The sequence below is a fragment of the Micromonospora sp. NBC_01638 genome, assembly GCF_045209745.1.
Taxonomy (GTDB): domain Bacteria; phylum Actinomycetota; class Actinomycetes; order Mycobacteriales; family Micromonosporaceae; genus Micromonospora.
The window spans coordinates 3,477,029-3,500,414 of sequence record NZ_CP109273.1; the positions used below are offsets into that span (position 1 = coordinate 3,477,029).

Here is a 23,386-nt window from a genome sequence, read left to right on the forward strand (position 1 = left end):
CCATTGGTCGCCCCGGCCGGGGCAGGCCGGGTTGGCTGACGATCGGTACTATCCGCACGGCGGTTCAACGGAGGAGTGCGCATGCAGCCGGAAGGCCCCTACAGGTTCACCCACGCGCTCGGCGGGTCTCCGGTGGGGAAGGCATGGGCCGCGATTGACGAGCAGGGCCGGTTCGTCACCGTTGCGGTGCTCGAGGCCACCGTGGCCGCCACACCCGGCTGGCGTGAGGCATTCGCCGGGGCCGCCGACCTGCTGGCCCAGTCGCCCGACCCGGTGCCCTACACGTACGCCGATTTTTCCGCCGCCGCGCCCTGGGTGGCCTACCCGGCCGAGGCGGGCCCCGGTGCCGAAAAGCTGTTCCGGGCCCTCGGCGTCGACTACACCCCCGCCCCGATGGCGGCCCCACCGACGTCCGCCCCGCCCTCGGTGTCCGCCCCGCCCGTGTCGGCCCCGCCGCAGCCCGTCTCCGGCGGACCGCAGGCCCCATGGGCGGTGCAGACCGGCCCGATCCCCGGTCAGCTGGTGTCCGCGGCCCCGCACCCCATCTCCGGCGTACCCGCCTCTCCGGCCGCGGTGACCTCGTCACCGCCGGCCGCGCACATCTCCCCGGTGAGCGGGCCGAGCGCCGGCACGTTCGTCCCACCGGTCGGCGTCCCGCCGCACGACCCGTTCAGCTCGCCAGCCCAACGGATCCGGCCCTCCGAGCCCCGCCCGCGTCGCACCGGGCTCTGGATCGGGATCGCCGCCCTGGTGCTGGTCCTCGTCGGCGGTGCCGGTGCCTTCGCGCTGACCAGCTTCGGGGGGAAGGCCGACCCTACGGCGAGCCCCACACCCACCGGCGTGGTCGAGTCTGACGCGTCGGGCTCGTTGCCGACCGCCCCACCACAGCAGCCGGGTCTGGAGCCGCCACGACCGGGGGACTGGCCCAAGTGGCCGGTCTTCAGTAGCGGCGAGGCGGTACGAGTACTCAGTCCCGATGGTGTGGGCTTTGAGTTCGCGGTGCCAGCTGACTGGCAGTGCGCGCCCGGCGGCAGCGCCGAAGGGCAGGTCAAGTACAACTGCGGCACCTCGATCGGGGAAAACTCAGAGATCGGCGGCGAGCTGATCGTCCGTGATTGTCGTGAATGCAACGAGGAGCGGCGCGTCGCCCTGCGTAAGGCGGAGGAGGCGTGGGGGCTGCAGTGGCGCAGCGGTGGGCCGTACGTTGTCCTGGCCGAGACCGTGAAACTGAACGGCGCCGAGCGGTACGGCGTTGTTGTGGTCGCATTCTGGCGTTCAGACCCGGACGGTGCGGTCGATCGCCAACTCGTACTACGGATGACCGCGCCGACGGCATATATGGACACCGTTCGGCGTGTGGTCAACTCCGTTCGTGACAACGCGCGCTTCTGAGAAATCTGCATACAGGCCGGACCGAGAGGTGACGTCTGCTAACGATCCGACGGCGGGTCGCGGTGAGTAGCCGGCCATGGAAGTGGGTCAGGCTGCCGGCGGACGAGCTGGTCGCCCTCGGGTGGGACCGCATCGACCGGGTCCCTGGATTCTGAGGCGGCACGAACCTTCTGGAAACTGCTCTTCAGGCCGTTTCGCAGCGCTCGGCTCAGCGGACGTTCCACGAACCGGTGTACGACGTAGGCCAGCAGCACTGCCCCGCCGACGACGCCGCCCAGAAGCAGCCACGGGGGTACGTCGTCGCGCAGATGGCGGATGACGGTGCGCCCGTTGGCCGAGTGGATCAAATAGAGCGGATAGGTGAGAGCGCCGATGGTCACCAGCCCTCGCCATTGGATCCTTGCGAACCAGCCGAGCGCGATACCGATCATCAGGAGATAGAAGAAGGCTACCAGGATCAGTGACACCTTCCACGACATCGGCAGACCGGATTTCACGAGCGGGGCGACCCGTGAATCCAGCATGACGGCGTTGATCGCGAAGGAGAAACCGACAATGCACCAGAGCAGGAGACTTTGCCCGAACCGGTGGATGAGGTAAAGCGCCATGCCCGCGACGAAGTACGACGTGAACCGTGGCTCGATCACCAACGTCAGAAGCTTGAAGTCGGAGCTGTGCGCGAAGAGCGCGAGCGTCGTCCAGATCATGCAGAACATGAGGACCCGGCGGTACGTGACGCCGAAGGCGACCACGATCAGGAACAGCAGATAGAACTTCAGCTCGATCAGCAGCGTCCAGTACGGCTCGTCGAGGTTGTTCAACTGCAGCAGGTTCTGTGCCATGGTGAGGTTGCCGATGATCTGCCGCAGGTCGGGCGCCTTCTCCCCTGGTTGCGGCCACAGCATGAGGACTGACGCGGTCAGGACGACCGCGAACAGATACGCCGGCATCAGCCGGGTGATGCGCGAGGTGAAGAAGTCACTCAGGGACCGGCCCCACGAACTCATGCAGATCACGAAGCCGCTGATCATGAAGAAGAGCTCGACCCCCAGCCACCCGTAACTGGCGGCCTGCCGCAGTGAAGCGCCGAATAGATCTGCAGTGTTGGCCCCCCAGGACTCCCTGGCGTCGGCGAACAGCAGGTGGTATGCGACCACGGCCATCGCGGCGAAGAACCGCAGAAGGTCCAGCACGTAGAGGCGCGGCGCGCGCGAAGTGGCCGGCGCGGTCGGCCGATCGAGCACCGCTTGGACCGGGAACTCGACGGTCTGGTCCTTGAGCGTCGAGCGGTCCGCGTGGGTGAGGTTCATGTCAACGCCCTGGCGAGAGAGGTGATCGGGGAACGTAGGATACGTACCGGCCTCAGCGACCCGGCACGGGACGCACTGCAGGACACTGTGGATGCCACGTCTGCCGCTGGCGATAGAGGCGGGTCTGACCCTGCGGTCGCCAGAGGAAGAAGACCGCCACTCAGCTTACCGAGAACCTCGATGCATATGTGCTCCCGTGCCCAACGCAAGAGTGTTGGCAATATATGCCGCAAATCGCAAATAAGGGGAGCTCGAGCGGCGCAACCACCGCGTTCTATTCACGCCGGTTGTAGATCGCCTCGGTCCTCGTCGACCAAATTCGTCCCGGTATGCACGGACCGCGTGGGTGACTACACAACGCTGACTCTGTGTCACGTGTGGTGCAGCCCGGCGTGTAGGAAAGTCGTGTCGCGCACAGGCCCTGGACCGCTGGTTCGTCGCTCACACGCCCCTCTATGATAAGCCCGCGAAGCACAGCTTCGGCCGAGCCGATTGTCAACGGTTCTGAAGTCCGACCTCACTGACCTGGCCTCAAGGCGTGAGCTAAACCCCCGCACGACCAGCGCAGCCCTGGCCGCGACTGGCCGACCAACGCTGACTCGGAGATGCCATGTTCCCCGGCACAGGCGGTGGTCATCCCCAGGGTGATTCAGGCCATGCCCTGACAACACGGCTCAGCGGCAATCAGGTGCCGGTCCAGGCAACCGTCGACCCGGTTGCGAGTCTCGGCGACACGACGTCCCGACCTCGTTCGTTGGGCCGTCATCGAGCCCCGAGCGTGGTCACGCAACTGACCTCGGCCGGCCGGGCGCTCGTCGAGAGCCTGCGATCTGATCCGGATCAACGTATCGTCGCCGCGTTGGCACTGCTCGTGGCGGCGCTCGGTCTTGCGCCAATCGCCCTCGCCCCCTCCGAGGTGGTGATCTACAGCGGCGTGGCGACGGGCACGCCGACGCTGTACACCTACACGATCGCGATCGCGGCCGCCGTGGTGGTGATTGGGATGCAGACGCGTCGTCAACTCCTGCGCGCCTTCTTCCCGTGGGTGCCGTTTCTCGGCTGGATGATCCTGTTTGCCGTGCTCTCGTGGGACTCGTCCCTGCGTACCGCGAGCGGCCTGCTGCACTTCTGCCTGGCGGCGATCGTGTTCGCCATCGGTGTCACGGCCGAACGTGCGGACCGCAGGAACTCGGTCCTGCTCTGGGCCTTCGCGGCCGTGGCGTGGTTGCAGCTCTTCGCGATCACGATGGCGGTGATCGGTCTTCCGCTGCGACGCATCGCCGGCCAACAGTCGCTGGACGTGCTTGGCCGCGCCACGGGCCTGACCAGCCATCCGGGCGAACTGGCGAAGCTGCTGTTCTTCTGCGGCATGTGCGCGTTGACCCTGCCGCAGAAGACGGTGCGGCAACGGTGGGTGGCCTGGACGACGCTCGGTGTCGTCTTCCTCGGCCTCTCTCTCACCCAGAGTCGCTCGGTCCTCGCGGCCGTGGTCTCCATGATCCTCATCCTGGTGGTGCTCGAGTTCGTGACCGGGCGTTGGCAGAAGAGATATTTCGTGGTCGTCGGGATCACCGGCGTACTCGGCGTGGTGTCGGTGCCGTGGCTGATCGAGCGGTTCACGGCGGACCCCGCGGGCGGCGACCGTCAACACCTGCTCCGGGTCGCCTGGGAGGTGATCCAGGCCCATCCGTGGGCAGGGGTGGGGCCCAACAGCTACGTTGCCATCGCCGGCGCCACCGATCGACTCACCGCCAGTGGCGTGCCCGTCCACAACGTGCTGTTGCTGAGCGCCGCGGAGGTGGGCATCGTGGGCGCACTGCTTCTCTGGCTGCCGTTCGTGCTGACCGCGACGACGGCCATCCACTCCGTGTTTCGGGTGCGGACCTCAGAACTGGCACCCAGGGTTCTGGTCAGTGCGCTGCCGGGCCTTGTCCTCATCGGCATGACGGGCTGGGGACTCATGCAGGGACCATATTTTCTGATGTTGGCGCTGGTGGCCGGCTACTTCTATGCCCGGGCGCGAGCTGCGAAGGTCGCGAGTGGTTATGGTCGCGACTGAGGTCAAGACGCCGGAGCGGCGGCGCCCGTCCCTGACGATCGTGTCGGGCCTGCTGGGAATCTCCACCCTGGCCACACGGTCGACCACCCTGGTGGTCATGGCGTTGCTGACCAGAGGCGCCGGTACCGAAGCCGTCGGCTTCTACGGACTCGCCACGCTCATCGCGTCCTTCACCGCCGCCGCGCTCTCCCTCGGCCTGCCGACCTACCTGACCAGGGAGGCCGCCGCGGGGACGGTGTCGCCGCCCGTGGTCGCGCGGATCCATTGCGGGCGCTTCGTCGCGTTGATGGTGGCCGCCGCCGTCGCCTACCCGCTGATCGGCGTGGTCCTTCCCCGGGAAGCGCAGTTCGCCTTCTTCCTGATCTTCGTAGCCAGCCTCCTCGAACAGTGGAACGAGACGGCGTGGGTCCTCATCCGAGGCACGCCCTCGGCCTGGGCCGAACCGCTCACGAATGTGTCCACCGGCCTCCTGCTGGTCGGCGCGTGTGCGGCCGACGTGTGGCTCATGGACGGGCTCACCCTCCGAGACGCTGCCGTCTACATGTCGATTGCGGCCGTCCTCCGGTCAGCTGCCGCGTTTCTCATCGTGCGCATCCTGCCTGCGCTTCGCGAGTCACGAGGCATCCGGTCGGTCCACCACATCAGGCAGGCCCTGCCGTATTTCGCCGCCGATCTCTTCGGCCTCTTCTACTTCCGCGGCGACGTCTTCGTGCTCGCGTTCTTCGTCGCCGCCGCAGAGGTCGGAGAATACGTTTCGGCAGCGGCGATCGTCGGACCTGTGGTCCAGGTCGCGGCGTCCATGGGCGTCGGCGCGCTCGCCTACGCCGCGCCACGCCGGTCGTCCGGGACCGCCCAGTCGAACGACCCGCTCACGATCTTCAGGTTCTTCGGGCTTGCGGGTATGGGCGCCGCCGGCGTCATGTTCATCGGAATCCCGATCGGGACTGCGGTGTTGTTCGGTGACCAGGCGGGCAACATTCCGACTCTGGCAATGGTGCTCACCTTCTTCCTCGCGCTGCGATTCGGCAACTTCGGCCTGTCTGCCATTCTGCTTTCCCAGGGCCGCGCCTCCAGCCGGCTGGTGGTGCTTGTGCTGAGCATCTGCGGCAGCGTCGGACTGAATGTCGCACTCGACGGCAGGTACGGGGCCTTTGGCGCCGCAACGGCGATGGTGCTGAACGAGCTGATCGTGGCGGGGTCGCTGCTCTGGTTCCTGCGGATAAAGGAACTGGTGCGGCCTGTCGTGATGTCGTTCGGAATCGTGGCGGCGGCGGTCGGGGCACTCGCCGGACTGCTCGCCGTACTGGAACCCAATCCAGCGTCCTTCATCCTGGGGGGCGTAATTCTTGTTCTGGCCATCGCCAGATTGTTGGCTCAACGGAGGGCCGCAGCTCAGCTGCAGGCCGCGACGACGGAGGACATGTGAGGGTCGGAATAGTCGGGTGGTTCGGATCGGACAATCTCGGAGACGAGATTCTTCTCCACTCGCTCATCACCTGCGTCCGCGCGGTCAAGGAGAACGCGTCGTTCGTGGTCTTCTCGCCCAACCCCGACAGAGTCGCCGAACTCCACGGCGTGCAGACGGAGCACATGCCCGTGCTGCGGGCTCGTGGTGCCTCGGAGCGTCAGGTTGCGGTACAACGCGCGATCAAGTCGTGCGACCTGCTGCTCCTCGGCCCTGGAACGGTCTTCCAGGAGCGTTCCCCCAACCTGTCCTGGCCCGGCACGCTGCCGATGTTCGCCCGGATCATTGCGATGGCCAAGCTCGCCGGGACGCCCGTTGCCACAGTTGGCGTCGGTGTTCGGGAGGGAGGAACGCCGCTCGGTCGTCAGTTGCTCCGTCTCATCGGCGCCTCGTGCATCGGAGTCGGTGTGCGCGATGAGCGAACCGCGTCGCACTTCGGCTCCGGTGCAGAGGTCATCGGCGACATGGCGTACACCCTGCCGTTGCCCGATCTGGAGCGGGTCGACCCAGGCCGTCGCTTCGCGCTGTCCATGCGGCCGCTCGCGCCCGAACTCGAGGGCCCACTGGTCGAGGCGACCTCCGGGTGTGCCGCCCGGCTGCGGCAAGAGGGCTGGTCGGGCACCTTCCTTCCGATGGCCTTCGGCCGAGGAGCACACGGCGAGGACGACCGCGTCATCTACGAACGCGCCTTCCGTGACCTGCTGGACCTGGACTCGACCCCGCTGGACGGCAGCCAGCCTCTCGCCGGGGCGCTCCGGACCTGGTTGCAGGCGCTCGCGACGAATCAGCTCGTCCTCGGCACCCGCCTGCACGCCGCCCTCCTGGCTGTGGCGATCGGCGTTCCCACGGTGGCCATCGCGTACGAGCGGAAGGTCCAGGACGCCTTCGTCGATCTGGGGCTCAGCGAGTACGTGGTGCCGCCGGATGTCGATGCCGAAACGCTCTACCGGAAGGCGACCGCAGCTGCCGCGTCGACCGAGCAGTTCCGGGAGGCCGCCGGGCGGGTCGCAGCCCAGGGACAGGTCGCGCAAGGGTTCGTCACGACGCTCCTGAAGCGGCTGGACTGATGCGCGTCCTGCTGCTCACCCCATTCGCGCCCAACGGCCACCACAACCATGCCGCAGCCGACACGATCGTGCAGCTCACACCGCGGTTGGCTGAACAGGTCGACCTCTTCGTGTACTCGCCGGAGAACACTGCCGTACCCGAGCGGGACGATCTGAAGTACACGTTGTTGCCCTCCGGGGTCGTCGCTCGTCCGAGCCACCTGGACCGTCTCCGGGTCGAACCGGCGTGGCTGCGCCAGGCGTGGCCACGGGAGGCCACACAGGAGGCTGCCGAGCTGATCCGCCGGATTCGGCCTGATGTCGTGCACGCGGAGTATCTGCAGTCCGCCGAGGTCGTCGGGCTCAGCCGGGCGTCGGTGCTGGGCCTGCACGACATCACCGAGAAGGTCATGTTGGAGTCGTACCGGGCGTCATCCGGCCTGGAACGGCCGTACCGTCTCGCCGAGCTGCTGCGAACGCGACGGTTCGAGCGTGCGGCGATCCGGCAGGCGGCGGCCGTCATCACCCTGTCGGACGCCGACTTCGCGGTAGCCGCGACGTACAACGCGAACACCGTGCTCGCCCGGCCGGGAATCCACGTCGGGGACCGGTCCTGGTCGCCGCCGCCCGCGACCAGCCGACCGCGACTGGTGTTCGCCGGGGCGATGTGGCGGCGTGCGAACGTGCTCGTCGCCGAGTTTCTCGCGCGCGAGGTGATGCCGATGGTGTGGCAGAGCCTGCCGGAAGCCGAACTCAGAATCGTCGGGGCCGAACCCACCGCTGACGTGATCGGTCTCGGCGAGAGCGACAGCCGAGTGGTGGTGACCGGCGCGGTGCCCGACTTCCAGTCGGAGATGCTCGACGCCCACGCCGTCGTCGTGCCGTCGATCGTGGGCGGCGGTGTGCTGATGAAGGTGGCACACGCCATGGCCCTCGGCTGCCCCGTCATCACCTCGAAAGGGCCGGCGGAGTCAGTTCGCGGAGACGCCTCGATGGTGTTCATCGCGTCGACGGCCGACGAGATCGCGGCAGCCGTCCGGGGCGCAGTCGAATCACCGGAGGACGCCGCGCAGCGTGGTCGGCGTGCCCGCGCACATATCGAGCGGACGTTCCGTTGGGACGACACGGTCCGCTCGTACCTCGACGCCTACGGGATTGCGGGTCGACAGTGAAAATCGCAGCCATCATCGTCTCCTACAACTCGGCCCGGGAGCTTCCCCTGAGTCTGGGCTGCCTGGCGGCCCTGCCTGTGGACCATGTCGTGGTTGTGGACAACTCCTCCACAGACGACAGCGTCGAAGTCGCGAAGTCTTTCGGGTACCAGGTCATCTCGCTGCCGAACGTCGGCTTCGGCAAGGCCATCAACGTCGCAGCGGAGACCATCCCCGATGCTGACGCCTACTTCCTCCTGAACCCCGACTGCCACATCACCGCCGAGTCCTTCGCGCCCCTCATGGAGACTCTGCACGATGACCCGAAGCTGGGGGTGGTCGCGCCGCTCATGCGTTACCCCGACGGGCGCTTCGGGATCTCGGCGGGGCCGGCGCCGAGCATGGCGAAGGAATGGCTGGCGGCGCTGAAAGTCGACCACCTCGTGCCGAAGGGCCTGAAGCAGTATCTGGCCCGTGCAGCACCGCTGCGCAAGAGGTTCAAGATGCTTGAGTATCTCGATGTCAAGCCGGCCGCCGAGGTGCGCGAGGCTGCCTGGGTGTCCGGCTTCTGCATGCTCGTACGCGGAGATGCCTTCCGGTCCATCGGTGGATTCGACCCCGGCTTCTTCCTCTACTTCGAGGACGTCGACCTCTGCACGCGGCTCTCGGCCGGTGGATGGGGCGTCGCGTCGGTCGGAATGAGTGTCGCCGAACACAAGGAGAGCACCAGCACCGCTGCGGTCGGCAAGAACAACCTGTACCGGGACGGCATGGATGTCTATTTCGCGAAGCATGGCACGCGGGGTCAGCGACTCCTCGCGTCCGCTCTAAGGAGACTGCCGATTTGAAGATTTTGTTTGTAGCGCCCTGGATCCCGGCATCGGTTCGCCCGCGTAGCCTGGTGATCCTGGAGATGCTCGCCGCCGAGCACGACGTCCGCTTCCTGGCACTGACGCACGGCGACGAAGAGGCGCGGCTGGCGGAGCAGTTGCCGGTCAAGGACCGGACCCTCGTCGCCAACCCGTTCGTCGGTTCCATGCTGCGCTCCGCGCGAGCACTCTCCACCGGAGTCTCGTTGCAGACGGGCTATGCGAGCCCGAAGGCGCTCACCGACGCTCTACGGCGGGAGCTGGACGACTTCCAGCCGGACGTGGTGCACCTCAACGTCTTCCGTACCGTCCACCTGGTCGAGGCCTGTGGTCGAACGCCGGTCATCGTCGACCTGGACGAGTTCCGCAGCGAGTACTACGAGCAACTGGCCTCCCACGGGTCCAACCTCGGATGGAAGGCGTTGGGCCGGGTGGAGGCGGGCCGGATGCGGGCCCGGGAAGACAAGTTGGTCAGCATGGGTGTTCCCCTGATGCTGTCCGCTCCGTCCCTGCCCGGCCAGGAGCGGCCCAACACCTTCCTCGTCCGGAGCCCCTGCGACTTCTCGGTGCAGCGGCAGGAAGGCCGAATCACGCCGACGGTCCTGTTCGTCGGTCGGCTCAGTTACGAGGCGAACGTCAACGGCCTCATGTGGTTCGTGCGCGAGTGCTGGCAGGGTATTCGGGACGCGGTCCCGGACGCCCGGCTCAGGATTGTCGGCACGGATCCGCCGAAGGCGGTTCAGGCGCTGGTCGGCAACGGCATCGAGCTGCACGCCAACGCGCCCGCGGTCGAGCCCCACTACGCGGATGCGGCTGTCGCCATCGCGCCGATCTTCCGGGGCACCGGCGTTCAGCTGAAGCTCATCCAGGCCATGTCCGCTGGCGTGCCGAGCGTGACGACCAGCATGGTGGCCGACCGTGCCGGTGTGCAGGACGGCGTTCACGTCAGCGTTGCCGACGACAAGGCTGGCTGGATCGCGGCGGTCAGCGCGCTGTTGTCCTCGCCGGAGACGGCCGAGCGCATCGCCATCAACGGACGTGAGTGGGTCGTGGCGCACCACAGCTCGGCGGCGGTTCGTCGGCAGCTGCAGGCGGCCTACGCCTCGCTCTCCTCCCGATCAGAGGCAGACGCCTCCTGACGCAGGTGGGCCGCCGAGACACGTATCGCACGTGTCTCGGCGGCCCTTTGCTTGTGTCGCGTCAGGACGCGACCCTCAGCCGCTGGTGCTAGCCGACGGTCAGGACCTCGTAGCTGAACATCGTCGAGGGGCCCGGGTCGGCTGAGAACGGATCAAAGTTCGCGATCAGCGACGAGTTGCCGCTGTTCGGCGCCTGCACCAGCTTGTAGTTGGTCTGAGACTGCAGCACCAGCTTGCCGTCGTCCCAGTGGTAGAGCCAGAACGACTGCGCCGTGCCGATCGCGGAGGCGTTGGCGATCAGCGGCTGGGTGCCGTTCGATGGTGCGCTGACGTAGAGCCGGTTGGAGTGGGCCCGCAGCGCGACGGCGTCGGCGCCCATGTCGAGCATGTCGAACTTTTGCCAGTCGGTGATCGTCGTAGAGTTGGCGATCAGGGCGCTCTTGCCGGCGCTCGCCGTGGTCACGAACTTGTTGTTGACCGCCGCGCGCAGGACGACGACCGCCGACGGCGAGGCCCAGATGAACTTCTCCGCTCCACCGATCGTGGTGGCGTTGGCGATCAGCGGCTGGGTGCCGCCCGACGGCGCGGTGACGTACTTGCCGTTGACCTTGGCGATCAGGGTGACCGTGCCATCGCCGTTCATGACCACCTGGAACCGCTGGGCGTCGGTGATGGTGCTGCTGTTGGCGATCAACGAGCCGGCGCCGCTTGAGGTGGCGGTGACGTACTTGCCGTTTGCCCAGGACCCCAAGGCGATGTAATCGGTCCCGGCGCTCACCACGGTGAACTTCTCCAGGTCGCCCATCTGCGCCGGAGGCTGATTGGCGGTCAGCGGCTGGGTGCCGCCCGACCCCACCGAGACGTTCTTGCCGTTGGCCAGGGAGCGGAGGCCGGTGACCTGTGGCACGGCCGTGGTGCCGATGCGTAGCATCACGTCGCTCGTGTTGTACGCGGCCGTGTTCCGCACGACCCGCCGGGTGCCGCCGTAGACGATGACATTACGCACCTGCGTGGGCGCCCAGGCCGGGTTCGCCGACAGCAGGAGCGCGGCGGCGCCTGCAACGTGCGGGCTCGCCATCGAGGTGCCGCTGTACTTGGCGATCGCCGTGTCGCTGGAGGCCACCGACGACGGGATGTGGTGCCCCGGCGCGTGGATGTCCACACAGGGGCCGTAGTTGGAGAAGGAGGCGCGGAAGTCGACCTCGTCCGTCGCGCCCACGGTGATCGCGGAGGCCGCACGGGCCGGCGACTCCATGCAGGCGTCGTAGCCGCTGTTGCCAGCGGCAACGGCGTACGTGACGCCCGAGGCGATGGAGGCCTCCACCGCGGCGTCGAGCGCGGCGCTGGCGTCGCCGCCGAGGCTCATGTTGGCGACCGCCGGCTTGACCGCGTTCGCGGTCACCCACTCGATGCCGGACAGGACACCGGCGTACGACCCGCTGCCTTCGCAGTCGAGCACCCGCACGGCAACCAGCTTGACGGCCTTGGCTACGCCGTAGTTGGTGCCGCCGATGGTGCCGGCGACGTGCGTGCCGTGCCCGTCACAGTCGCTCGCGATCGCGTCGTTGTCGACGAAGTCGTAGCCGTAGCTGGCGCGCCCACCGAACTCCTGGTGGGTGATGCGGATGCCAGTGTCGATCACGTACGCGTGCACGTTGCTCGCCGTGTTCGGGTAGATGTACCGCTTGTTCAACGGCGCGAAGATCTGGTCCAGCCGGTCCAGGCCCCACGACGGCGTGTTCAGCTGGGTGTCACTCTTCGACACCTTGCGGTTCTGCTCCACGTACGCGACCTCGGAGCTGGTGGCCAGCTTCTTGGCCTGCGCCTCGTTCATCCGGGCGGCGTAGCCCCGGATCGAGCGCGTGTACGTGTGGGAGACGGTGCCGCCGTACCGCGTGGAGAGGGACTTGGCGCTGGCGTCGACCTCGGCCGGCTTCGCCTTGGTGTCCTTCAGGACCACGATGTAGCTGTCCTTGATGGCGCCCTTGTCGGCGACCGAATGGGCCCTCGGAAGCTTCTTCCCGTCCGACGGAGCGGCATACGCGGCACCGCCGGTGGAGATCGTTGCGGCGGCCGCGACTACGGCGAGGGCGAACCCGGCCGTGACCGAGCGACCAGCTCGGTGAAGTTGGAACACGTGAGACTCCCCGTGGGGTCAGCGTCCAGAATGGACGCACTTGAAGGTCGTCGCCTTTCGGCAAAGACGCAGCCTATCTTCGTCGATAGGTGCCATCGATGGCTCAGCCGTTCGGACCGATCGACGTCAACGCAACGACTCCGTCCTGACGAGCGGGCGACGCTCGCACCAATGCACGGTGTGCCGAACAGCGGACGAGTGATTAACGCCATGCGTGGCCGAGAATGTGCGGCACTGTGCCGCTGCCACCGCCGACCTATTTTCGAGGTCAGCAGGATTGCCTGAGCCCTGGGCTTCATCCTCGACCAGGTCCAATCCGGGCCAGTCCGGGGCAGCGCGGATGCCCTTCGGTTGCGTAAGGTGCGAACGTCCTTTCGCGCCGGTTGATGGGCCGGTCCATGCGATGCCGCGTCTCGCTGACCAGGCCGCGAGACGTTGGCTTCTGAGCAAGGAGATTCGGGCTACCCATGTCACGAAAATGGATCGCTGTGCTGGTTTCTTCCGCGCTGGCTGTCGGCCTGCTCAGCACGTCGCAGGCGGCAAGTGCGGCGGCGGCTCCCGACGGTGGTGGTCGGGCCAACGCCGGCGCCACGCCGGGCGTGCGGAAGAGCCCGGTGTCTGCGCTGGTGACCCCACCTGCCGGCTACACGATCAGCGGCATCGACGTCTCCAGCCACGATCACAACCTCGGGCCGATCAACTGGAGTGCTGTGGTGGCCGAGGGGAACACGTTCGCCTACATCAAGGCGACCGAGGGAAACGACTACCTCAACCCCTACTTCAAGGGCGACTTCGCGGCGGCGAAGGCGGCAGGTCTCTTCGTCGGCGCGTACCACTTCGCCCGACCGGACGGACGGGACCCGGTCGGGGAGGCCAACTACTTCATCGACAACATGCAGTGGGCGAAGGACTCGCGCACGCTCGTGCCCATGCTCGATTTCGAGTGGCCGTACTGGGGTGGAGCCCCGACCTGCTACGGGCTGACCCCCACGGAGCTGACCAACTGGGTTCGGACGTTCACCGACCAGGTCAAGGCGCGCATCGGCCGACCGATGATGATCTACACGAACACCAACTTCTGGAACCCCTGCACCAACAACGACGCCTCCTTCGGCGGCCTCCTGTTGGACATCGCCGGCTATACCTCCACCCGGCCGCCGCTGCCCGCCGGCTGGGCCCAGGAGACCATCTGGCAGTACGCGCCCGGCGACCCCTCCCAGCCCGGGAACTACAGCAAGAACGTCTTCAACGGCGACTACGCGAGCCTGACCCGGCTCACCAGCCCCGAGGTCAGTGTTGCGCCCCCGGGCCCACCACCGTTCCGCAGGCCCAGCACGCCGATCAGTCGTTGAGCCCAGGCGGACAGCGATCGTTTCGTCGATGACCGGCGCAGACCGTTGTCTCCGCCACCAATCCAACAGGCTGACACCTCTTCAGGGAAGGCTGGCCAAGGCCAACCGCAGCTGGCTTGTCGGCCCGGTGGCAGGCGTCTACGGAGCGCAGAGTGACCCGCTGTCCGCGCCACCAACTTGAGGCGGCGGCGCTCGCCGGGGTGACCGAGATCAGCACCGTGCCGCGACGAGCGCCGCGGTGGCAGCGAACAACCTGTGTGCGTCGCGTTTCCTCCTGAGCCCTCGGGTTGGAGCGAGTCATCGGCGTCGCCTACATTTACCGCATGGCCGACGACCTCGCGTTGCTACTTCGCCGCGCCGGTTTCGGTCCCACGTCCTCTGAGTTGGCTGCGGCAAAAACGGCAGGGTACGACGCAACCGTCGCCACTCTCACGGCGCCGACAGCGCCGGACGTGGGAGCTCTGCTGTCTCCGATGCCTGTGCTCGAACCGGATCCCTTGGCCGGCCTATCCAACCCGACCGACGGCCAGCGGGCCAAGGCGAGTGTCGAGCGTTGGGAGCAGACGAAGCGGATCACCCAGTGGTGGCTGGATCGCCTCACGGTTGCTGACCACCAGACCCGCGAGAAGCTGTGGTTCTTCTGGCACGGGCACTGGGCCACCTCGGTGCGGAAGGTGATCCGCCCACAACTGATGTTCCTGCAGCATCGAAGTCTGCGTAGCTCGCTGGACTTCGCGGTGATGGCGCACAAGATGATCACTGATCCGGCGCTCGTCTACTGGCTCGACGGGCAGACCAACACGCGAGACGCGCCCAACGAGAACCTCGGTCGCGAGTTGATGGAACTCTTCATGCTCGGCATCGGCAGGTACACCGAACGGGACGTGAAAGCGGCAGGCCGAGCGTTGACCGGCTGGAAAATCGACTATGACGGGGCCCGCACCTTCTTCAGCCCTGCCACGCACGACGCCGGAAAGAAGAACATCCTCGGCGTGACGAAGAACTTCGACGCGCACTCGCTTGTCGACTTCCTGCTCAAGCAGGACCGCTGCCCTGCTTACATCGCCGAGCGACTGTGGTTCCGCTATGCCTCGTCGACCGAGCCGCTTCCGAAGTCCACCCGGGACAGCATGGTGCACGCATTCCCCAACTCCGCATCGATGCTGCGGAAGCTCTTTGCGGACGAGGCATTCCTGGCCAGCGCCGGCACGTTGGTGAAGCAGCCGACAGAATGGTTCGTCGGCGCGATGCGGCAGTTGGGCCTGAGGCCGGGGGAACTGTCCGACGACATGCTGGACTATTCCCTCAACGGCCTGGAGCGGCTGGGGCAGTTGCCGTTCGCGCCCCCGAGCGTCGAGGGGTGGCCGGCAGGAGCCGAGTGGTTGACCGTCGGGGCGGCGCACGCGCGCCTGAACTTTGCCGGTCGGATCGCTCAGTTGGTCCCGGCTCAACGGCTGACGCCGGAAGGCATGGCGCACATTCTCACCATCGACACCTGGACCAACAGGACGTACGCGGCCCTGAAGGCCACAACCGATCCGCAGCGTCTGTTGACCCTCGGCTTGGCGAGCCCGGAATATCTGGTGACGTGACATGGACGCAGTGACCCGCCGCAGGTTTCTTCTTGCTTCTGGCGTTGCCGGGGGTGCCGCCATCGTCGCCGGGGCGGCGCAACTGGACCTGGCGGGTCTCTTCGGCACCGCGAGTGACGCCGCGAGCCGCGAAGATCACCGGAAGACGCGGAAGCTCGTCATCGTCACGCTCTACGGTGGCAACGATGGCCTCAACACGGTCGTTCCCTACGCGAGCTCAGCCTATTACGCGGCCCGACCTGAGCTGGCCTACGAGCCTGATCGAGTGCTCGGGCTGGACGACTCACTGGGGTTGAATCCGGTGATGAAGGGCCTGAGTCAGCTGTGGAGCCAACAGCAGTTGGCTGTCGTCCTCGGTGCCGGGTACGCCAAGCCGGACCGAAGTCACTTCCGATCCATGGACATCTGGCAGAGCGCCTCACCCAGCGGTCCCGCCAACTCCGGTTGGGTGGGCCGATGGTTGGACGGCACCAATGCCGCCCCAGAGGCTGCGGTGAGCTTCGAGCCCATGCTCCCGCCTCTACTCGCCGGGGAGACCCGTACGGGGGCTTGCGTGAGTATCGGTGGGCTCAAGTTGCCGGCCGGAGTCACCCCGAACATGGTCGAGGTGCTGGGGCGGAGCGAGCCGCACGAATCCGAGATGCAGGCGCGGGCCGCGGATTCGTATGCGAATCTCATCAAGATCGACCAGCTCATCCGGGATGCCACAGCTACGGGCGCCCCGTCGGGTGCCGCCGTCCAACCTGACATCCCCGCCACGAGTACGGGCGGCGCAAACGTTCTCTCCGAACAGCTTTCGCGCGTGGCGCAATGTGTCGAGGCCGGGGTCCCCACCCGCGTGTATTCGGTGAGCCTTGGTGGCTTCGACACGCACGCGGCGGAGCGAGTTGGCCACGAGTTGCTGCTGGGTCAGCTCGATCAGGCGTTGGCCAGCTTCGTTGGCAGGCTGACGCGGACCGAGGCCGGTCAGCGGGTGACCGTGGTCGTCTACAGCGAGTTCGGTCGACGGGTCCGCGCGAACGCCTCGGACGGCACCGACCACGGCACCGCCGGACCAGTCTTCGTGCTGGGTCCGAAGGTCGCAGGCGGGCTCTACGGCGAGCAGCCGAGCTTGACCGACCTGGACGACGGCGACCTCAAGGCGACGACGGACTTCCGTGATGTCATCGGTACGCTGCTGGCCTCGGTGTTGGAAGCGGACCCGGCGCGCTATGTCGGCGGAGGGTACAAGCCGAAGATGCTGCCGTTGCTGGTGCGCGACTGACGTTCAGCCCTTGCTCGTCGGAGCCCGCTGCTCGGGGCGGGTGCTGACGCGACCCGGTTGCTGCCGGCGCTCGACTGGACAAGGCCGCGACCGGACAACCCGGTCACCGGATCCTGGTGACAACGGGTTGCCCGGCCGCGCCCCTTCAGGGGAGGTCGCTGCCGCTCATCGCCGCGGATCGACGGTGAGCTGGCCGGTGGTGGTGGTCAGCGACCACCACCGCGGAACACCTCCGCGACCGTGCGGAGCACCACCTTGACGTCAAGCCAGAGCGACCAGTTCTCGATGTAGTAGTTGTCGAACCTCGCCCGGTCGGAGATCGGCGTGTCGCCGCGGAGGCCGCTGACCTGCGCGAGCCCGGTGAGCCCGACCGGCACCCGGTGGCGCATCGCATAGTTGGGGTACTCGGCCGAGAACTTCTCCACAAAGTGTGGACGTTCCGGCCGCGGCCCGACCACGCTCATTTCACCGCGCACGATGTTCCAGAGCTGAGGCAGTTCGTCCAGTGACGTACGGCGCATGAACCGCCCGATCGGTCCGACCCGTCGGTCGTGCGCGATGGACCAGTTCGTCTGCGACTCCTGCTCATCCACCGGGCGCATCGACCTGAACTTGATGACATTGAACGGCTTGCCGTAGCGGCCGATCCGTTCCTGGTAGAAGAAGATGCCCCGACCGCCGTCGATGAACGTTGCGATCGCGCAGAGCAGCAGCACCGGGCTCAGCAGGACCAGTGCCATCGTGGCGACGAAGACATCGGAGGCCCGCTTGATGGCCCAGCGCGGCCCGGACAGGGTCGTGTCACCGATCTTGGCGATCGGGATGGCGCCGATGTGGTCGGGATAGCCAGCCTGGGACCGGGACCCCCAGAGGCGCGGCACCACCCAGAGGTCGCAGCGCGAGGCGAGCGGCTGGAGCAGGGTTTCGATCAGGGTCGACTCCGTGCAGTCCGGGTCAGCGATGACCAGGACGTCACAATTCAGCAGCCGGACGAGCTGTTCGACGTTGTCGAGGGTGCCGAGCAGCGGAACCGCCCCGGCGTCCTGCCGGGACGGGGCGTCGACGCAGCCAACGAAGCGCAAGCCGTACTGGGGGTAGCGCCTCAGCAGTCGGGCGAGTTCCACACCGATCGGGCCACTACCGATGATGATGGCGTTGTGCTCCACCCACCGCCGCCTACGCGCGACGATGGTGAACTTCCTGCTGAGCGCACGGCCGGCGATGACCAACACGGCGGAGAGCGCAACACCGCGCATGAAGTCGGTCACGTACTCCACCGAAGCGTGGCGTTCGGCCGCGATGATGGCCACCACCGCCGCCGACGCCAGCAGCCGTCCGCAGAGGATCGGCAGTTCGTCCAGAATGCTGACGTGACGGCGGGCCCGATAGAGCCCGCCCGCCGCGAAGATGGCCACCGTGAGGGCGGCGTTGGCCAGGGTCCCGCGCCAGTAGTGTTGGCTCAACAGCAGCGGGGCCAGCAGCGCGATGATGTCGACCGGAGCCGTCATCATCCACGCCCGGAGGAAACGCGTGCCGGTCGAGGCCCGGGAGCTGGCATAGGGCAGCACCGCAGTCGTGTCGAGACCGGGAACCGTAGGTGCGGTGACCGCCGGCTCGGGCCGCTCGACGCCGGGCATCGTGGCACGAGTCGGCGCGTTGCCCGCCGCGTCCTGCGCTGGAGCCACCGACTGCTGTGGAACCACTGACTGTTCCGGGGCCCCGTCGGGCGTGCTCGAGTACCTGACCGCCGAATGGCGTGACATGAACGATTCCTCCCCCGTGACTACCCCCGGCTGTGCATGTCGCGCCAACGGGCGATCGCATGATATGAGCCGGTCAGCTGCGCCGCCAGAGCCGGAAGGACAATTGCCAGCCCTACTTCCCGGCGGCCAGGATCTCCGCCACCGCGTCGCGCCGAACGGCACCGTAGAACGTCTTGGCCTTCTCGGTGTTCGCGAAGACCACGCTCTCGCTGCCGACCCGTCCGGTGCCCTTGGTGGGGCTGGTCAGGAATGTCAGGTTTCCGCCGCGCAGGTTGCGCAGGTCGGTCGCCATGTCCAGCAGGGACATCTTCTCGTCCACCGACACCGCGCTGGACGTCGCCTTGACGAACGAGTTGAGCCGGGCCGGGTTGGTGAGGATGCCGCCGGAGACGGCTCGGTCCAGGATTGCCTTGATCACCTGCTGCTGGTGCCGGATGCGCGCGAAGTCGCCGTCGGCGAACTGCTTGCGTTGCCGCGAATAGTCCAGCGCAGCCTCGCCGTCCATCCGTTGCTTGCCCTGTTGGAACGTGCGGAACGGCTCGTGAATCGAGGTGAAGGACTTCTCCGAGTCGATGTCGACGCCGCCCAGTGCGTCGATGATCTCGACGAACCCAGCGAAGTCAATGATCATGACGTGGTCGATCCGCACGTCGGTGAACTTCTCCACGGTCTGCACCATCAACGGCACCCCACCCCAGGCGTAGGCTGCGTTGATCTTGGCATCCCGGCCTCCGTTGTTGCCGTTCTTCGACTTCGGCACCGGCACCCAGGTGTCCCGGGGGATCGAGACGAGTTGCGCACTGGACCGATCCTTCGGCACGTGAGCCAGGATGATGCTGTCGGTACGCGAGCCGGTCGTGGCCTCCGGGTCACGGGAATCACTGCCCAGAATCAGAATGTTCATCGCGCCCTCGGCCGCCGCCTGTGGACGGCCCTCCTCGGGCACGTCGGCGAACGCGTCCACCCGCTGGATGTCGGAATTGATCGAGCGGAAGTAGAGCCCGCCTGCGATCAGACCGCCACCGCCGAGCAACGCCACCACCAGAAAGGTGATCAGGGCGACCTTTTGCCATCGAGGGCGGCGGCGCCGCGACCGCGGCGTCTCAGTCGGCTCAGGTGACGACTGAACGTCAATGAACTGGGTCTGGGGTTCCACGTACTCCTGGCGATACTGCATGCCGTGATGCTACTGATTGCGGGTTGCAGTCACGTACCCCCGTCCGGCCCATCCGGCTCCACATCCTGACCAAAAGACTTCTCCGGCGAACGATTGCCTCAAGCTGATATGAAGCAGCGGTGGACGCCACTCAGCTGGCTCGTCACCTCCCGGGAACATCACCGGTCGGCGGTTCCCCTACCGGGAGAGCCCCGCCAACCACTGATACCCAGGGGACGGGATCGGCGTGGCATGGTGGGCGGGTGCTGCTGAGATCGATTCACACGTACCCCGTCAAGGGTTGTCACCGCCTCGACCACGACGATGCGTTCGTGCATCCGTGGGGCCTGGCCGGCGACCGGCGCTGGATGGTCGTGGACGCCGACGGTTTCGGTGTCACCCAGCGGGAGACCACCCGGCTGGTCGGCCTGCGCGCGACCGTGCGTCCAGGGGGTCTGTCGCTGCGGGCCGACGGGCAGCCCGACCTTGACGTGGGTGAGCCTGTCGGCGGTGAACCGGTCGCGGTGCGTACCTTCCGCAACCGCAAGCACCCGGTCCCGGCTCTGCCGGCGGGCCGGGCGGCCGACGACTGGCTCGGCTCGCTGCTCGGCCGCGCGGTCCGGCTGGTCTGGCTGGCCCAGCCGACCCGCCACCTGGCCGTCGAGGAACGCGAATACGACACCGGCGACCAGGTCGCGTTCGCCGACGCCTACCCGCTGCTGCTGGCGAACGCCGCCTCCCTCGACGCCCTCAACGACTGGCTGGCCGAGGCGGGGGAGGAGCCGGTGCCGATGACCCGGTTCCGACCCAACCTGGTGGTCGACGGGGCGCCGGCCTGGGCCGAGGACGACTGGGTCGGCCGGTCGCTGCGCATCGGCGACCTGCGGTTCCGCGCCGCCGGGCCGTGCGACCGCTGCGTGGTGACCACAACGGACCAGGAGACCGGGGTACGCACGAAGGAGCCGCTGCGCACACTCGGGCGGTACCGCAACGTCAAGCAGAAACTCCTCTTCGGACTGAATCTGGTGCCACTCGACAGTGGAGCGCTGTCCGTTGGTGCGCCGATCACCATCGCGTCCTGACCGGGGACGCCACCAACCGGCAATCGGAATGCGCCGATCACCGTCCGTCGATGCTGTCTTAGCTTTGGCTTAGCCGGCTTGTCCGTCCACGCTCGGGTCCGGCAGCATCGCTGTCGTGACGGACGCAAGCGCTGTCGACATCGACATCGACCTGGACCGGGCCCCCGAGGTCCGGCCCGCGTCGTCGTCCGGCCCGATGCCCTGGCTTGTCGCCACCGGAGTCACCGTCCTCGCGGCGGCGCTCGGGCTCACCCTGGCCCTGCGGTCCGGCTCCGCCCCGGCCTGCGCCGCCGGCCGGACGCTCGCCGCCGCACCGCCCACCGGCAACGCCACGCACAGCGGCAAGGCGAGCTTCTACGACTCGAACGGCGCCGGCGGCAACTGCTCGAACCCCGCCGCCCCGGCCAACCGGCTGTACGTCGCCCTCGGCCCCACGGAATATTCCGCCGGCGCCGCCTGCGGTGGATTCCTCGACGTGACCGGCCCGAAGGGCACCGTCCGAGTGTTGATCATGGACCAGTGCCCGGAGTGCCAGCCCGGACACCTCGATCTGTCCCGCGAGGCGTTCGCCCGGATCGCCGACCCGGTCCAGGGCCTCGTCGCCGTCACCTACCGCGCGGTGGTCAACCCGCCACTACCCGGGCCACTCACCTTCCGGATCAAGGAGGGCGCGTCGCAGTGGTGGTTCGCCGTCCGCGTCGGCAACCACGGCAACCCACTGCGATCCGTCGAGGTCCGGCAGGGTGACAGCGGTCCGTGGCGGTCAGCCGCCCGGCAGGACTACAACTACTGGCTCATCACCTCCGGTGCCGGGCCCGGCCCGTTCAGCATCCGCGTCAGCGACGTGTACGGAAACCGGGCCACCGTCGGCGGCATCCGGATGGCACCCGGCCAGGTGCAGAACAGCACGGTCCGGATGTACGCGAGCAGTGCCGTGGCGGCCACTGGGCGACCGTCCGCATCGGCCCGGCCGCCCGGCAACCGACCCACCGGCACGCCGACGCCGACCCGCCGTCCCGTCGAGGTGGCGAGGGCGAGCTCACCGCCCACCGGCACGCCCACCACCCGCCCTGCCGAGACGAACGCCCGTTGGTGCGCGGGCTGACCGCTCAGTCGACCGACGTCAGGTCGAGCCACATCAGGATCTCGTCCCGGTCGTCACCGGGCGCCACCCGCAACGCGCCCGGCAGCCGGCCGATCTCCCGATACCCGAGGCGGCCGTAGAACTTGTCCAACCCCAGCCCGTCCCGCACCGTGATGTGCAGCGCCTCATGGCCGAACTCCCTGCCCAACCGGGCGGCCTCACCCATCAGCGCCGAGCCGTAGCCGGTGCCCTGGGTGTCCGGGTGGACCATCACCCGCTTCAGCACACACCAGTGCGCCGTGAGCGGGAAACGGTTGTCACTGAAGATCAGCAAAGCCACCAGCCGGTCGCCGGAGTATCCGACCAGCAACCGGTCCGGCCCGTCGGCGATGCCGGCGAAGGCCGGATCGGCGATGACGTGGACGTCGTCGGCGGCGACCGGTGGCACGAAGCCGACCGCACCGTCGGCGTTGCTGACATCCACCCAGAGGTCGACGATCTCAGCGCGCAGCTGCGGGGTCAGGTCGGGGTCGAGGACGAAGCGCAGACTCACGCTCGCCATCCTGACCCGGCGACCAGGCCCGCGACCCGCGACAGTGACACACCTGACAAACCGCGCGTCGGCGCGCGGTGCTTGTTGACCTGTGCGGGAGAGGGGATTCGAACCCCTACGCCCTTTCGGACAATAGGACCTAAACCTATCGCGGCTGCCGTTACGCCACTCCCGCCAACTCGCTGAGTCTAGAGCGTCCGGCTTCGGCGGTGTTGAGTGAGCCCGGCCTCCCTGAGGATCGACCAGATCAGTCCAGGCCGAGGTCGCGGCGGAGCTTGGCGACGTGCCCGGTGGCCTTGACGTTGTAGAGCGCTCGCTCGATCTTGCCGTCGGCGTCGATCACGAACGTCGAGCGGATCACGCCGGTGACGGTCTTGCCGTACAGCTGCTTCTCGCCGTACGCGCCGTACGCGATCAACACCGCCTTGTCCGGGTCCGACACCAGCGGGAAGGTGATCGCGTCGCGCTCGCGGAACTTCGCCAGCTTCTCCGGCTTGTCCGGGGAGATGCCGATGACCTCGTAGCCGGCGGCCTGGAGCGAGGCGAGTGAGTCGCGGAAGTCGCAGGCCTGCTTGGTGCAGCCGGGCGTCATCGCGGCCGGATAGGCGTACAGGACGACCTTGCGGCCTCGCAGGTCGGCGAGGGAGAGCTGGTCGCCGGTGTCGGTGGCGAGGGTGAACTCGGGCGCGGGGTCACCGGGGGAGAGACGGTCGGGCACGGTCATGGCCCGACGATACCGCCGGGCCGGCGTGAGTCGTCGTCGGCGACGCGCGTAGGTGCGCGGCGGCGCGTGCAGGTCGACTCGTCGTTCCGGAAACCGGGGCATCCGCGATTCGCGGACAGCCCGGCATCAGACGAGTCGATCACAGAAGCGAGCCTGGTCTGGAAAGGTGATCAAGATCATCCGTTGTTGCCATAGTCTGGCAACAACGAGGGTTGGTAAATAAGCTGACGCACGCCGGCCCGGACAGG

General features: G+C 67.4%; 18 protein-coding genes and 1 tRNA gene. 12 read left to right on the plus strand and 7 right to left on the minus strand.

The window, feature by feature from the left end; genetic code table 11:
- Positions 1 to 81: 81 nt before the first annotated feature.
- Complete coding sequence (locus OG811_RS16505; RefSeq protein WP_406066940.1) at positions 82 to 1,392, plus strand: hypothetical protein; 1,311 nt, start codon at positions 82 to 84, stop codon at positions 1,390 to 1,392.
- A gap of 38 nt (positions 1,393 to 1,430) precedes the next feature.
- On the opposite strand, the gene OG811_RS16510 is transcribed toward OG811_RS16505, so the two are convergent.
- Complete coding sequence (locus OG811_RS16510) at positions 1,431 to 2,702, minus strand: acyltransferase family protein (protein WP_406066941.1); 1,272 nt, start codon at positions 2,700 to 2,702, stop codon at positions 1,431 to 1,433.
- Between the two features lie 778 nt (positions 2,703 to 3,480).
- On the opposite strand from OG811_RS16510, the gene OG811_RS16515 reads away from it, so the two are divergent.
- The 6 genes from OG811_RS16515 to OG811_RS16540 are packed head-to-tail and all read left to right on the plus strand — an operon-like array spanning position 3,481 to position 10,431.
- Positions 3,481 to 4,761, plus strand: coding sequence for an O-antigen ligase family protein (locus tag OG811_RS16515; protein ID WP_406066942.1), 1,281 nt, complete (start codon positions 3,481 to 3,483; stop codon positions 4,759 to 4,761).
- A complete protein-coding gene (locus OG811_RS16520; protein ID WP_406066943.1) occupies positions 4,748 to 6,187 on the plus strand; it encodes a lipopolysaccharide biosynthesis protein in 1,440 nt (479 codons plus the stop codon). The genes OG811_RS16515 and OG811_RS16520 overlap by 14 nt, the downstream gene beginning before the upstream one ends.
- Positions 6,184 to 7,293 (plus strand): polysaccharide pyruvyl transferase family protein, encoded by a 1,110-nt coding sequence (locus tag OG811_RS16525; protein WP_406066944.1) that lies wholly within the window; start codon positions 6,184 to 6,186, stop codon positions 7,291 to 7,293. Before OG811_RS16520 ends, OG811_RS16525 begins: the two co-directional genes overlap by 4 nt.
- Positions 7,293 to 8,444, plus strand: a complete 1,152-nt coding sequence (locus OG811_RS16530; protein ID WP_406066945.1) for a glycosyltransferase family 4 protein — start codon at positions 7,293 to 7,295, stop codon at positions 8,442 to 8,444. Before OG811_RS16525 ends, OG811_RS16530 begins: the two co-directional genes overlap by 1 nt.
- The gene (locus tag OG811_RS16535) at positions 8,441 to 9,271 is read left to right on the plus strand and encodes a glycosyltransferase family 2 protein (RefSeq protein WP_406066946.1); all 831 of its coding nucleotides are present in this window, start codon (positions 8,441 to 8,443) and stop codon (positions 9,269 to 9,271) included. The genes OG811_RS16530 and OG811_RS16535 overlap by 4 nt, the downstream gene beginning before the upstream one ends.
- Before the next feature lie 53 nt (positions 9,272 to 9,324).
- Positions 9,325 to 10,431 (plus strand): glycosyltransferase family 4 protein, encoded by a 1,107-nt coding sequence (locus OG811_RS16540; RefSeq protein WP_406066947.1) that lies wholly within the window; start codon positions 9,325 to 9,327, stop codon positions 10,429 to 10,431.
- 88 nt (positions 10,432 to 10,519) lie between these two features.
- Here the strand turns inward: OG811_RS16540 and OG811_RS16545 are convergent, their stop codons facing one another.
- Positions 10,520 to 12,568 (minus strand): S8 family serine peptidase, encoded by a 2,049-nt coding sequence (locus OG811_RS16545; protein WP_406066948.1) that lies wholly within the window; start codon positions 12,566 to 12,568, stop codon positions 10,520 to 10,522.
- Positions 12,569 to 13,056: 488 nt separating this feature from the next.
- Between OG811_RS16545 and OG811_RS16550 the strand changes: the two genes are divergently transcribed.
- From OG811_RS16550 to OG811_RS16560, 3 genes are all read left to right on the plus strand, one after another.
- On the plus strand, positions 13,057 to 13,920 hold the full coding sequence (locus OG811_RS16550; protein WP_406066949.1) for a GH25 family lysozyme: 864 nt from the start codon (positions 13,057 to 13,059) through the stop codon (positions 13,918 to 13,920).
- Positions 13,921 to 14,243: 323 nt separating this feature from the next.
- Complete coding sequence (locus OG811_RS16555) at positions 14,244 to 15,512, plus strand: DUF1800 family protein (RefSeq protein ID WP_406066950.1); 1,269 nt, start codon at positions 14,244 to 14,246, stop codon at positions 15,510 to 15,512.
- A 1-nt stretch (position 15,513) separates the two neighbouring features.
- Positions 15,514 to 16,776: a DUF1501 domain-containing protein gene (locus tag OG811_RS16560; protein ID WP_406066951.1), complete on the plus strand. Its 1,263-nt coding sequence runs from the start codon at positions 15,514 to 15,516 to the stop codon at positions 16,774 to 16,776.
- 206 nt (positions 16,777 to 16,982) lie between these two features.
- On the opposite strand, the gene OG811_RS16565 is transcribed toward OG811_RS16560, so the two are convergent.
- Together OG811_RS16565 and OG811_RS16570 are read right to left on the minus strand one after the other, a co-directional pair.
- Entirely contained in the window at positions 16,983 to 18,413 is a 1,431-nt protein-coding gene (locus OG811_RS16565; RefSeq protein ID WP_406075763.1) for a sugar transferase, read from the minus strand.
- A 238-nt stretch (positions 18,414 to 18,651) separates the two neighbouring features.
- Entirely contained in the window at positions 18,652 to 19,716 is a 1,065-nt protein-coding gene (locus OG811_RS16570; protein ID WP_406066952.1) for an LCP family protein, read from the minus strand.
- A gap of 242 nt (positions 19,717 to 19,958) precedes the next feature.
- Here OG811_RS16570 and OG811_RS16575 point away from each other — a divergent pair, with 242 nt between their 5' ends.
- Together OG811_RS16575 and OG811_RS16580 are read left to right on the plus strand one after the other, a co-directional pair.
- Positions 19,959 to 20,777 (plus strand): MOSC domain-containing protein, encoded by an 819-nt coding sequence (locus OG811_RS16575; protein ID WP_406066953.1) that lies wholly within the window; start codon positions 19,959 to 19,961, stop codon positions 20,775 to 20,777.
- Positions 20,778 to 20,892: 115 nt separating this feature from the next.
- Positions 20,893 to 21,882: an expansin EXLX1 family cellulose-binding protein gene (locus tag OG811_RS16580; RefSeq protein WP_406066954.1), complete on the plus strand. Its 990-nt coding sequence runs from the start codon at positions 20,893 to 20,895 to the stop codon at positions 21,880 to 21,882.
- Positions 21,883 to 21,886: 4 nt separating this feature from the next.
- Here the strand turns inward: OG811_RS16580 and OG811_RS16585 are convergent, their stop codons facing one another.
- The 3 genes from OG811_RS16585 to bcp form a co-directional block, all read right to left on the minus strand.
- Complete coding sequence (locus OG811_RS16585; RefSeq protein WP_406066955.1) at positions 21,887 to 22,414, minus strand: GNAT family N-acetyltransferase; 528 nt, start codon at positions 22,412 to 22,414, stop codon at positions 21,887 to 21,889.
- 92 nt (positions 22,415 to 22,506) lie between these two features.
- Positions 22,507 to 22,589: transfer RNA gene (locus OG811_RS16590), tRNA-Leu, on the minus strand.
- Positions 22,590 to 22,661: 72 nt separating this feature from the next.
- Entirely contained in the window at positions 22,662 to 23,138 is a 477-nt protein-coding gene (gene bcp, locus OG811_RS16595; RefSeq protein ID WP_406066956.1) for a thioredoxin-dependent thiol peroxidase, read from the minus strand.
- Between the last annotated feature and the right edge of the window lie 248 nt (positions 23,139 to 23,386).